Annotated in this window: 10 protein-coding genes; 5 read left to right on the top strand and 5 right to left on the bottom strand. The window is 56.6% G+C overall.

Features of this window, described 5'->3' with window-relative positions; all coding sequences use genetic code 11:
- The 4 genes from U9R81_RS12580 to U9R81_RS12565 all read right to left on the bottom strand — a co-directional run.
- Positions 1-186, bottom strand: a 186-nt coding sequence (locus U9R81_RS12580) for a hypothetical protein (protein WP_322495794.1), incomplete at its 3' end; no start/stop codon positions are given.
- Between the two features lie 82 nt (positions 187-268).
- Positions 269-1,009, bottom strand: coding sequence for a glucose 1-dehydrogenase (locus U9R81_RS12575; RefSeq protein WP_322495793.1), 741 nt, complete (start codon positions 1,007-1,009; stop codon positions 269-271).
- A 141-nt stretch (positions 1,010-1,150) separates the two neighbouring features.
- Complete coding sequence (locus tag U9R81_RS12570; RefSeq protein WP_322495792.1) at positions 1,151-2,257, bottom strand: PHA/PHB synthase family protein; 1,107 nt, start codon at positions 2,255-2,257, stop codon at positions 1,151-1,153.
- A gap of 12 nt (positions 2,258-2,269) precedes the next feature.
- Positions 2,270-2,749: a poly(R)-hydroxyalkanoic acid synthase subunit PhaE gene (locus U9R81_RS12565; RefSeq protein WP_322495791.1), complete on the bottom strand. Its 480-nt coding sequence runs from the start codon at positions 2,747-2,749 to the stop codon at positions 2,270-2,272.
- Positions 2,750-2,925: 176 nt separating this feature from the next.
- Between U9R81_RS12565 and U9R81_RS12560 the strand changes: the two genes are divergently transcribed.
- From U9R81_RS12560 to U9R81_RS12540, 5 genes are all read left to right on the top strand, one after another.
- Entirely contained in the window at positions 2,926-3,237 is a 312-nt protein-coding gene (locus U9R81_RS12560) for an autorepressor SdpR family transcription factor (protein ID WP_322495790.1), read from the top strand.
- Positions 3,230-3,874, top strand: a complete 645-nt coding sequence (locus tag U9R81_RS12555; RefSeq protein ID WP_322495789.1) for an SdpI family protein — start codon at positions 3,230-3,232, stop codon at positions 3,872-3,874. The genes U9R81_RS12560 and U9R81_RS12555 overlap by 8 nt, the downstream gene beginning before the upstream one ends.
- 18 nt (positions 3,875-3,892) lie before the next feature.
- The gene (locus U9R81_RS12550; protein WP_322495788.1) at positions 3,893-4,849 is read left to right on the top strand and encodes a CPBP family intramembrane glutamic endopeptidase; all 957 of its coding nucleotides are present in this window, start codon (positions 3,893-3,895) and stop codon (positions 4,847-4,849) included.
- A 291-nt stretch (positions 4,850-5,140) separates the two neighbouring features.
- Entirely contained in the window at positions 5,141-5,608 is a 468-nt protein-coding gene (locus U9R81_RS12545; RefSeq protein WP_322495787.1) for a protealysin inhibitor emfourin, read from the top strand.
- Positions 5,609-5,643: 35 nt separating this feature from the next.
- Complete coding sequence (locus tag U9R81_RS12540) at positions 5,644-10,962, top strand: M4 family metallopeptidase (RefSeq protein ID WP_322495786.1); 5,319 nt, start codon at positions 5,644-5,646, stop codon at positions 10,960-10,962.
- Positions 10,963-11,024: 62 nt separating this feature from the next.
- Here the strand turns inward: U9R81_RS12540 and U9R81_RS12535 are convergent, their stop codons facing one another.
- Positions 11,025-12,038: a mechanosensitive ion channel family protein gene (locus U9R81_RS12535; protein WP_322495785.1), complete on the bottom strand. Its 1,014-nt coding sequence runs from the start codon at positions 12,036-12,038 to the stop codon at positions 11,025-11,027.
- Between the last annotated feature and the right edge of the window lie 148 nt (positions 12,039-12,186).

The raw sequence follows: 12,186 nt of genomic DNA, 5'->3' as shown, positions 1-12,186 counted from the left end.
GCTGCGTTGCAGCGCAGCGCGGTGGCGGAAGCGGCGGAAACTGCCGAGACCGAAGTGGCTGAGATCGAGAAGTAGGTTGTTCGTTTGGCCCGGCCCCTTCGCTCGCACTGCGGGGGAAGGGGCGGGATATATAGCCGTAAACGTCGCCGGTAGCAAGGAATAGCCACGAAAAGACACAAAAGGCACGAAAAAGTCACTCAGCGTATAGATCAGCAGAGACGGCCAACGGGCCGTCTCTGCTAGATTCTGCCGGCTTGCTGTTTTACATTTACAATTCCAAGCCGCCATCAACCGGCAATACCTCGCCGGTGATAAAGCTCGACTCGTCGGAAGCAAGGAAGAGGTAGGCGTACGCCATATCTTCAGCGGTACCCAAGCGGCGGAGCGGTGTGCGGCCCTTGAACTCATCGAGCACCTTTTCGGGCACGTGCGAGATCATCTCGGTCTGGGTAAAGCCGGGAGCAACGGCGTTCACGCGGACGCCGCTCGGCCCAAACTCGCGCGCCCACGTCTTGGTCATCCCGATCACGCCGGCCTTCGAGGCGACATAATTGGTCTGGCCGAAATTACCGTTAAAGGCGACGATCGAGGCGGCGTTGATGATCGAGCCTTTGCCCTTTTCGAGCATAATCGGCACGACATACTTGGTGCAGAGCCAAACGCCCTTCAGATTGACATTTATCACCGCGTCGAACTGCTCTTCGGTCATCTTGATCATACGCGCATCACGGGTGATGCCGGCGTTATTGACCAAGATATCAATCGTGCCAGCCCACTCCACCACTCCTTTGACCATTGCTTCCACCGAAGCAGCCTGCCCGACATTCACCACAAACGCCTTGGCCTCGCCGCCGGCTTCGACGATCGCATTTGCCGTCGCGGTAGCGGCCTCTTCGTTAATATCGGCCACTGCAACCTTCGCGCCCTCTTTACCGAACAGCAACGCTGTGGCGCGCCCAATGCCCTGCCCGCCGCCGGTAATGATCGCCACTTTTCCGCTCAGACGCATAGCCTTCTCCTTCCAGCCTTACAACGAGATCGAGCGTAGCAGACGTCGTTCATCAATGAAATGGAGACAACAAGAGGGCTAGGCATCGTCGTATTAGTTACGACGATGCCAATCACGAAACGAACCTACCGATCGGGAATGCTAATTGCTACGTTCGCTCAGCCACGCTTCCATCATTGGCCAAGCACGCTTGCTCGCGCCGCTGCCGACCATAATCCCGATATGGCCGCCCTTAAGTTCGATCAGCTTCTTATCCTTGCTGCCGACCCGATCCATGATCGAGCGTGACTGGCAATTGGGCACGATGTGATCCTTATCGGCGATCACATTAAGCAGGTTGGCCTTGATGTTGGCGAGATCGACGATGCGACCTTCCATCATCAGCTTATTTTCCATAAGCCGGTTCTCACGGAAGAACTCGACCACCCACTGGCGGAACGCGGCGCCGGGGAAATCGACGTTATCGGTCACCCACGTATTCATCGCCAGCCATGCCTCGACCACCGCCGGATTGTCAAGGTTATCCCACAGCTTGAGGTAGGTGCCGATATAATTCTCGACCGGCTTGAGCATCTTATTCCCGTACTCAATCACGGTCGAGGGCACATTACCAAACTGGCGCACCAGCTCATCGACGTTGTAGTACTCGGTATTGAGCCAGCGGCTGAAAGTGCTGCCCTCTTTGTCGCTGAAGTCGATCGGCGCGGTCAGCAAGATCAGATTGCGCAAGCCATCATCGGGGCGCATAGCGGCGTAGATGGTGACGATGGTGGCGCCGATGCACCAGCCGAGCATGGTAAACTCACGCTTCTTGCTATGGCGCTGCATTGCGCGCACGGCGCGGGGCAGGAACTTAAGCGAGAAATCCTCGAAGTCGTAACCGGCGTCTTCGGGACCGGGGGTGCCCCAATCGAGCAGATAGACCTCGTAGCCGTGGTGGAGCAAATACTCGACGAAGCTATTGCCGGGGCGCAGGTCGAAAATATACGGCCGGTTGATCAACGCAAACACCAGCAGGATCGGCACCGCCTTGCGCTGTTCCGGGGGCACCTGCGGATAATAGTGGTAGAGGCGCATTTTATTGAGCGCCCAAATCTGTTCCTTCGGCGTCTGACCGACAGCGACCTTAATGCGATTGGTCGCAAGGCGAGCAGCCATATCGCTGCTCTTGGTGGTGCGTTCAATTTCTTTCAACAACTGCTCGGTCATCCGCTCGAGATCGATCGGCGCGGCATCTGAACTAGTCATGGTCAAACACTCCTACTCTTTCTCTTCGGTCGTCGCCTTACGGGCACGAGCAGCCGGGCGGGAGGCGGCAATGGCGTTCAGTTGCGCTTCGATCGCGCTGAGCCGGTCGCCGATGAAGCTGACATCAGCCGGCGCCGGCGCGCCAGCCGTAGCCAGTTGGCGCACGAGATCGGTCAATTCATCGAGTTGCACTTGCATATCGTCAAGCCGGAACTCGATGTTAGTCAGCCGGCTGGCCAACGATACCACCTCGCTGCGCGACGGCATCTGGGCTTGGGCCAGATACCGTTCCATATATTGCTGAACTGCCTGTTGGACCGGGCCGGAGACAGCGAGCAGCGCGTCGAGTTGCGCGCCAATCGCCTGCGAGAAGGTTTCCGTGTTGACCATTGCGGTCAGGCTCTTCGCCCATGCGTCGAGGCTGGCGTCGCGCCATGCCCGCCACGTACCGATCGGGTCGTTTGGGTCGAAGCCATTCGGAGGCTGAGTCATTGCCTATCTCCTTTGACGGCGCGCCATCAAGGCGCGTTGAGATGCGCGGTTCTTTCCATAGGGTAGTAAGCGTAGTTACAGCATGGTTACATATAGTATACATTTGCTCTTGACATGATGCAGTGAAGCTATCTATACTAAGGGTTGAGAGTATTTAGAAGATTGGCTAACTATCTATGGAACAAGCCATCACCCGCACGCTTCACGCCTTGTCGGATCCGACCCGGCGGGCGATTCTCCAGATGCTGAACGAGCGCGACATGACGGCGGGCGAGATTGCGGCGCGGTTTGCGATCTCGGCGCCGAGCGTATCGCACCATCTCAGCGTGCTCAAGGCGGCGGATCTGGTCACTGCCGAGCGGCATGGCCAGCACATGATCTATCACCTGAATGCCACCGTGTTACAAGAGGTATTGAGTCTTTTGCTGGATCTGTTTAAGGTCGGCGCAGATGCCGATACACAACGAAAGGAGGGCGGCCATGCGTAATTTGCGGTTCATGATTGTCATCACGGCGCTGATGTGGGTGTTTGGCGCAGTGATGCTGCCCTTCATCCCTGATCCAGCGCCGATCCATTGGAATGCCGCCGGTGAGATTGATGGCTATGGCAGCCCGTGGTTTGTCGCCTTCTTCCCGCCGGCGATCGCTACGTTGATGGCCGCACTCGCGCCGCTCTTGCCGCGGATCGATCCGCGCGGGCAGGGGTATGTCGCCTTTGCTCGCACCTACGCTCTGATTATGAACAGCGTCATCCTGTTCTTTGCGGCAATGCATCTGATCACGGTCGGGGTAGCGGTAGGATGGCCGATCAGCGTGCCACGGCTGATCAGCATTGGGGCGGCGCTGCTGATTGCGGTCTTAGGGAACGAGTTAGGGCGAGTGACGCCAAACTACTTTGTCGGCATTCGCACGCCGTGGACACTGGCCGATCCGGAGGTGTGGCGGATCACGCATCGGGTAGGTGCGCGCTTGTTCGTAGCCGGCGGCTTGGCGTCGGCGTTAGTCAGCCTGTTTGTGCCGGAACATTGGCTGTTTGCGACCAGTTTTCCATTAATCATTGTGCCGGTGTTGGCGACCATCCCGTATTCGTACATTGTATGGCGGCGGCTGCACCGGGCCGGCTAGCCGTGAAAGGAAACCCTGATGGCTGCGCTGAATTGGCGTGGGTTAGGCTGGTTTGTTGGTTTAAGCGTGGGCTTGGGGTGGTTGTGCTGCGCGCCGTTGTGGCTAAGCGAGACTGGTCTGGCCAATCCGCTGGCGTTGCCGCTGATGCTGGCGATGATGTTCACGCCGGCATTGGCGACGTTGATCGTGACGCGCTGGATCAGCCCGCCGCCGGTAGGGATCGTGAAAGCGACCGGGTTGGGGATCGGCAAAGGCCGGCGCTGGGGCTGGCACTGGCTGTTTGCATGGACGGTACCCGGTCTCATCATGGTCATTTCACCGTTTTTCAGCGCATTGTTCGGCGTCTACGATCTCGATCTGTCATTGTCGGGATTCCGCACCTTGCTCAACGCAGCGGGTGCGGGTGAAGCGCTGGCCAATATTTCGTTATGGCCGATTGTGATTGCGCAATTAGGGGTGGCATTGGTCGTCGGGCCATTGCTCAACGCTGCGCCGGTGTTTGGCGAAGAGTGGGGCTGGCGGGGCTACCTGTTGCCGCAGTTATTGCCGCTCGGCCAATGGCCGGCGCTGATCATCAGCGGCGTGATCTGGGGCGTGTGGCACGCGCCGATCATCCTGCTCGGCTACAACTACCCGACCAATCCGGCGCTTGGCGTGGTGATGATGACCGTGTTTTGTGTGTTGGTTGGCATCATACTAGGTTGGACGCGGCTAGCGACGGGGAGCGTTTGGCCGGCAGTGATCGGGCATGGCAGCATCAATGCCTTTGGCGGCGCGATTGCGCTCTTTGCCCGCGAAGGGGCAACGGTTGACACGATCTGGGCGACGGCGCTGGGCATCACCGGTTGGCCGCTCTGGGTGGCGGTGATCGCTATCCTTGTGCTGAGCCGGCAGTTGCCGGTGGCCGATCCGCCGGATGCCCAACCATTACGTAATACCTTAGCGGATCGGGCGGCAGTACGTGTACCCCTGTGATGAACTTTTATCAGGTTCGTTGCTCAGGCATTGTAGAGCTGATGGAAAGTTGGTATAGTTGCAGGAGCATGTTTAGATGCTCCTGCAACTTTCTTAAAATGAAAGATTTTTAATCCTTGCATCTTAAGATTTTTGTGAATATAATAACTATTTTGGTTTGAGAAAAGTTTAAAAATAATAAAAATGGACATTTTCTTTTTGAATATTGACAATTTCACCCTTTGGGTACTATAATAAACTTGTTGATTGGTAAAAAATTGTTAATCATGGTAAATTTAAGGATTGCAAAACATGATGCGACGGCAAAGTTTGTTCCTTCCCAGCTCCTGCCGGCTCTATCATCGTTTGATCCTCTTCATCACACTCACTGCATGGACGGTAGGAATGGTTGCGTGTGGTGCATCAGCGGTGCGGCCCGCTACCATTCACTTTGAGCGGAGCGGCGGTTTTGTTGGAATTGATGATCGCTTGACTATCGATCTGTCAACCGGCATAACCCGTTTACAGCGGGGTAAAGAGGTGATCACCGCTACATTGAATGCCGAACAGCGTTCACATCTTGCCACGCTTGTCGCTGCGATCGATCTTGCCAGTCTTGCAGCGATGCCATCATCTCCCAACCAATGTTGTGATTTCCTGAGCTATCGAATTCAGATTGACGCTACAACCATTCAGGCGACGGATGCCGATCTTCCAGCTTCGTTGCAGCCCCTTGTGACAGAGTTGAATGCGATCATTACCGGCCTACATACACCGTAGATTGCAAGCTTGTCCGTACCAGAAAGGAGTGGGGTATGCGAAGGCGACGTCGCTTAACGTGGTCATGGTTAACGGCGATCGTACTGATCGTTTGGCAAGCAGCCGTGATCTTGGCGATCGCGCCGGCGGCGCACGGAGCGCCGTTGGCAGAACAACCGCAGCGTGTCTTTGTTGATGCTGTAGTGGCGCCACACCCGGCGCTTGCTGGAGCGCTACCGAGTGTCTCGATGAATGATCCCAAAACAGTAGCGCTAGACTTTCTCCGCGGGCCGGGTGCGAGCTTGGTCGCGATGGCCAATGATCTCAACTGGGTTCCATTGCGAAGTGAGCAACTTGATGATGTAACGGTGGTGCGAGTAGCGCAGTACAAAGGTACAGTGCCGATCTGGGGCGCAGATCTGGCGTTGCAGGTCACTGGCACTACGGTGCGCAGCCTAAGCGGCGCTTTTGTGCCAAGTGTGGCGGCTGACACTAAGCCGGCGCTCAATCTTGATGAGGCGGTGAAGATTGCCACGTTGGCGTTGCAAAATAATCCGCCGCGCCACGACGATGAAGAACTGGCGATGTTGGCGGAAGCGTTTGCGAAGCCACGGCTCGATGAGCATGAGTTGGTTTTCTTTAACCCGGCGCTCTTTGAGCTGGGTGACAGCGCCACGGCGCTCGCCTACCGGTTAGTGCTCACTGCGCCAGACGAAAGTGCGAGTGCGACGGTGGTAGTTGATGCGCTGACTGGCAAGGTTTGGCTGAGCTTCTCGAACTACCATAGCGGGAAGAATCGGATTATACGCGATGCGAACGGCTCAACGTCCACGACTGGCACGATCTGCTACACCGAGAGCGGCCCAGTGGGGACACCGCATCCTGATTGCGTGGCGGCGTTTGTTAATACCGGTCTTACCTACGATTATTTCTTCAACACCTTTGGCCGTGACAGCTTTGATAACGCTGGCGCGACGATGATCGCGGTTGTGCGGTACGGTACAGTGGCGAATGCTTTTTGGAATGGCTACGTTACAGCATTTGGCCCCGGTTTTGCGACGCGCGATGTGGTCGCGCATGAATGGTCGCATGCTGTCACCCAATACACAGCCGATCTGATCTACAACGGCCAATCGGGCGCGTTGAACGAGGCGTTTTCTGACGTGTTTGGCGCGATGGTTGATCGTGATGACTGGTTGATGGGTGAAGACACACCGATTGGCGCGTTGCGGAGCTTGGCTAATCCGCCAGCTTACAGACAACCTGATCGAGTGGGTAACTATGTTTGCACCACTAGCGATAATGGCGGTGTGCATATCAACAGCGGCATTCCCAACAAGATTGCCTATCTGATGTCTGATGGAGGAACATTCAATGGGCGCACTGTGACGGCCATTGGGCGTAACGCGACCGAACGGATCTTTTACCGGGCGCTCACTGCCTATCTCACATCGTCGGCCACGTTTGCCGATATGTACAACGCATTGCTCGCCGCAGCCGGAGCATTGTATGGCACGTCATCAACGCAGTACCAAAGTACGTTAAACGCAGCGCAGGCTGTTGAGTTGAATGTGTTGCCATCGTGTGGCGGCACGGCGACGCCCGATAGCTATGAGCCAGACAATGGATCAGCAACTGCCAAGCCGATCACAGTAAATGGTTCGGCGCAGAGCCACAATTTCCACGTCGCCGGCGATCAAGACTGGGTGACGTTTAATGCCGTGGGTGGGAACACTTATATCATTCAAACCAGCGGCTTGCAAAGCAACGCTGATACCGTGTTAGCGTTGTTCGGCAACAACGGCACGCTCCTGCTGGCGCAGAATGATGACTATGGCGGCACATTCGCTTCACGGATCAGTTGGTTGGCCACTGCTAGCGGGCCGTTGCATGTGCGCGTCACCCATTTTGCTAATCGGGGCGGCGTTAACACTGGCTACAACCTCACGGTTACCTCTGATTCATTGTCAACGACGCCTGATGCCTACGAGCCTGATAACACACTAAGTACGGCGAAGCCCATCACGATCGGTGGTGCAGCCCAACGCCACAATTTCCACGTGGCCGGCGATCAAGACTGGGTACGCTTTAGCGCAACGACCGGCAGCACCTACGTCGTCGAGACCCTCAATCTCGGTGCCGCGTCTGATACGGTGCTTGAGTTGTACGATGGCAGTGGCAACCGGTTGGCGTATAACGATGACTATGGCGGCACATACGCCTCGCGGATCCAGTGGTATACGCCGAGTGCAGCCAACCTATTCGTCAAAGTACGCCATTACAGTTCAGCTGCGTATGGCGCTGCTACAGTCTATGATCTGCGGGTGACGCTGATACCGTCGCCGGTGGGTGATAGTTATGAGCCGGACAACTCACTTGGCGCAGCGAAGCCGATTACCGTCAATGGTGCGGCGCAGACTCATACGTTCCATATTGCCGGCGATCAAGACTGGGTCTACTTCGATACTGTTGCCAGCAGCGCGTCCTATGTGATCGAGACCTTCAACCTCGCAGCCGGTAATGACACTGTACTTGAGCTGTACAACAGCAGCGGCGCCTTGCTAGCCTATAACGACGATTATAGTGGTTTAGCGTCGCGGATCGGCTTTACTGCCAGCAGCGCGCAACGGTTCTTTGTGAAGGTGCGGCATTACAGTAGCAGTGCTGGTCACAGTGGTCTACGCTATGATATACGAGTCACTGGGGTGTCCGCAACTACGCCAGATCCGTTCGAGCCGGACAATACGGCGGCCACGGCGCGGGCCATCACACCGGGGACGCTCGACGCACCAAATGTCACCCGCCATAACTTCCACGTGGCCGGTGATCAAGACTGGGTGCGCATTACGACAACCGCTGGCAATTTCTACCTCTTTGAGACGGCGAATTTAGACGATCGGGCCGACACGGTCATCACGCTGTTTGAGCCAAATGGCACAACAGTTATTGCTGAGAATGATGATGGCGGCGGCGGCTGGGCTTCGCGTTTGACATGGTATGCGCCTGCCGATGGCACGTACTATCTGCGGGTACGCCATTACAGCAGTGGCGTTGGTGGTGAACGCACCGGTTATGATTTACGGATCGGTGCCTATGGCACCTCGGCAACGCCTGATGCTTACGAACCGGACAATACGCTGGCCACGGCAAAACCGATCAGCGTTGGTGTGACGCAGCAGCACAACTTCCACGCGGCTGGCGATCAAGACTGGGTGTATTTCGATACTGTCAGTGGGATTGAATACACCATCACCACTAGCCATTTAGGTTCGCGGACTGATACGGTACTTGAGCTGTATAATAGCAGCGGCGCGTTGCTAGCTTCCAACGACGATTACAGTGGGTGGGCGTCGCGGATTATCTGGACGGCCACGGCAAACGGGCGATTCTTCGTCAAAGTGCGCCAGTACAATAGTAGCGTCTACGGGGCCAATACCGATTATCGCCTGAACTTGACGAGCGCTGCGCCTGATGCCTATGAGCCGGACAACACGCTTGCCACAGCGCGCCCAATCACAGTGAATGGCGCGGCGCAAACGCATACGTTCCATGTGGCTGGTGATCAAGACTGGATCTTCTTTGGCGCCACAGCAGGCTATAGCTACCGAATTGAGACGCTCAATCTGGCGTCGTGCAGTGATACCGTCCTTGAGCTGTACAACAGCAGCGGAGCGTTGCTGGCGTACAACGATGACGGCGGCGGCGGTTGGGCATCGCGGATTGATTGGGTTGCACCAAGCAGCGCCAATTTCTACGTCAAGGTTCGCCACTACAGTTCATCTGCGTATGGTGCTTGCACCGCCTACGATGTGCGGGTAACGAGCAGTGGCATAGTAGGAGACACCTACGAGCCGGATAATACGCTGAGCACGGCGAAGTCAATAACCGTCAACGGTGCGGCGCAACAGCGCAACTTCCACATTGCTGGCGATCAAGATTGGGGCTATTTTGACGTGAACGCCGGTCATCGCTACGTCATGCGGACATTCAATCTAGGGTCGTGCAGCGATACGGTGCTCGAACTGTACAACTCAGGCGGTGTATTGCTAGCGCAGAATGATGACGGCGGCGGCGGCTTAGCCTCACGCATTGACTACACTGCTCCGGCCAACGCGCGGCTCTACCTAAAAGTGCGGCATTACAATCCATCCGCGAGCGGCGCATGCACCCAATACGATCTTGAGGTCACTAGAACCTCACTGAACCCTGACGCTTACGAGCCTGACGATACGATGGCGCAAGCGCGCAGCTTCACCGTCAACGACGCCGGCCAAGACCATAACTTCCATAGCGCAACGGATGTGGACTGGAAGGTCTTTACTGCTGCCGGTGGTTTAACCTACACCATCTACACCTACAACTTGGGCGCTGAAGCTGATACCGTGCTTGAGTTGTACAACAGCAACGGTACGATGCTGGCCTACAACGATGACGGCGGCGGTGGTTGGGCTTCGCGAATCGTGTGGACGGCCCCATCCAGTGGCACCTTCTTCGTCAAGAGCCGGCCATACGGATCAACCGGCGGACGGCCTACCGCGACCTACTCGTTCCGCATTGTCACCGGTAGTACACTTAGTCAGTCCGAACCGGCCGGCCATTTGCCAGTGTCGCTGATCACGGTGCAGAACGAAGCGGTGAACGGCGATCAGTTGCGGTTGGTTGGGATCACGGTTGATGGAGTGCCGCAACCGGGGCAAGAGTTTACCACTCTTGTCCAAGCGGTAGGCCGGGTCGCGAGCTATAAGCTGGTCGTGACGCCGAAGAGCGATTTGGTTGAACTGTTAGCAATCGAGCCGCTCGATCCGGCTGGGCAATCGCTGGCTACAGGCGTATGGATGGCGCAGTCAGTAGGGGCTGGTGATCTATCCGTAACAACTGCATGGCAATCAGATCAACCGGCTACCCTTGTACGGTTGCGTTGGCGGTTGCGGGCAACGCTTGCCGAGAAGCAATTCGTGTTGCCGGTGCAAGTGCTGGCGACTGATGGCAACGGCGTCTTCTGGCAGAGCAGCATGCAGGTTGCCGTGCCAACCGTGGCCGGCTCGGCGAAGATCGACACGGTTGATCCGGTGATGCTCACAATCTCGTCTACTGCTACGCTCTCCCTCCGCGTGATTGGGCTGGAAGGCGAGCTGCCCAAGGCGTATCTGGTTGATCTCAACGGCCAGAACGAGCAACAGTTTGCTGCCATCGCGTATGCGCCGGGTTCGTCGGATACGCTCATTGCCTCGTTTGATCCGTCGTTCAAGCCGGGCATCTACAAAGTGCGGCTTGATTTGTCGAACGGCAGCCAACTCTTCTCGGAAACGGTGGTGCGCCTGCTTGCGCCGGGTGAGCGGGTGTACACCGTATACGTGCCGGCAACTTCGCGGTAGCAGGTATCATTTGCGGTTGAGGGAAGTCATGCGCGGCGGAGCAGGCAACTGCTCCGCCATCGTTATTCACCGCTCCGCAGGCGCACGATCTGGGCCGGCAGAGCAATCCCCTCGACGCGCATCCGTTCGCGCAGCCGCTTGATCAGCTCGTGGCGCAAGAGAAACTGGTCGGTAAAGCTCTGGCCGCGCAAGACGACCGTAAAGCGGATGCCTGAGGCATCAATGGTATTGAAGCGCACTAATGGCGCGAAGGTGGCGACGCCGCCGGGAGTTTCGGCCAGCACTGCCCGCGCAACTTCAAGCACAATTTCTTCAGTGCGAGCAAGATCGGCATCAACTCCGATGGCAAAATCCACCAAGACGGACAGTTCTGGTTCTGGCCGGCTGAAATTGGTCACGATTTGCGCAATCATTTGCGCGTTGGGAATAATAATGATATTGTTTGCCAATTGTCTGATGTAGGTGTCAGACCAGCGAATATCAGTGACAACTCCCTCTTCGCCAGTAGCGAGACGAATGAAATCGCCGGGCCGCACCCGATTAGAGGCGATAATTTGCACGCCGGCAAAAAAGTTGGCCAGCGGTTCGCGCAAGGCCAGCGTCAGGCCAAGGCTCGAACCGGCGATCACGGTCAGCAATGGCCCTAGCGGGACGCCATAGCTGACGAGCAGTGTGCCGCCAATCGCCAATGCCCCCAAACCACGCAGCAAGTTGTTGATCAGCGAGATGTTTCCAATCTGGCGATGGCGCAGATAGGTGTCGATAAGATTAATGAACAGCCGCACAATAAAGACGGTAATCGCCAACACGATGGCGAGATCGAACGCTGGTTGCCAAGCGGCCAATGTGGCGGCGTCGATGAACGGGCCAGAGAAGAAACGTAGTGCGATCACCAGTGACCAGAAAGTAAACTGGCCGCCCAGCGCAATCGCGATTGACTCGATCACGATCCGGTTGCGAGCCTCAGCCCACCGCCGCACGCGCGGGCGCACCAGCCAGTCAAGGATCAGACCCGCCAGCAATGTGAATGCGATCAGGGCAATCGTTGCAGTGCCATTGATTTCGTTTGTCGTCATAGCCGTATTATACTTGATGAATTGGCAACTGAAGGTTATCGCTCACGAGCTACACCATGCACTGGCCGGGATGTTGCTTGCCCAGCCGCGCAATGCCGGCATGCGTTCGTGATAGACTACTGATGCACATGCGCTATGAGCAGTGTTG

Source organism: Chloroflexus sp. (assembly GCF_034435895.1).
Taxonomy (GTDB): domain Bacteria; phylum Chloroflexota; class Chloroflexia; order Chloroflexales; family Chloroflexaceae; genus Chloroflexus.
This window is presented reverse-complemented; position numbering and strand designations above follow the sequence as displayed.

Bases quoted from the DNA above. Each gene is read 5' to 3' on its own strand.
- U9R81_RS12570 (WP_322495792.1), bottom strand. From the start codon at position 2,257: ATGACTAGTTCAGATGCCGCGCCGATCGATCTCGAGCGGATGACCGAG.
- U9R81_RS12555 (WP_322495789.1), top strand. From the start codon at position 3,230: ATGCGTAATTTGCGGTTCATGATTGTCATCACGGCGCTGATGTGGGTG.
- U9R81_RS12575 (WP_322495793.1), bottom strand. From the start codon at position 1,009: ATGCGTCTGAGCGGAAAAGTGGCGATCATTACCGGCGGCGGGCAGGGC.
- U9R81_RS12560 (WP_322495790.1), top strand. From the start codon at position 2,926: ATGGAACAAGCCATCACCCGCACGCTTCACGCCTTGTCGGATCCGACC.
- U9R81_RS12545 (WP_322495787.1), top strand. From the start codon at position 5,141: ATGATGCGACGGCAAAGTTTGTTCCTTCCCAGCTCCTGCCGGCTCTAT.
- U9R81_RS12550 (WP_322495788.1), top strand. From the start codon at position 3,893: ATGGCTGCGCTGAATTGGCGTGGGTTAGGCTGGTTTGTTGGTTTAAGC.
- U9R81_RS12540 (WP_322495786.1), top strand. From the start codon at position 5,644: ATGCGAAGGCGACGTCGCTTAACGTGGTCATGGTTAACGGCGATCGTA.
- U9R81_RS12565 (WP_322495791.1), bottom strand. From the start codon at position 2,749: ATGACTCAGCCTCCGAATGGCTTCGACCCAAACGACCCGATCGGTACG.
- U9R81_RS12535 (WP_322495785.1), bottom strand. From the start codon at position 12,038: ATGACGACAAACGAAATCAATGGCACTGCAACGATTGCCCTGATCGCA.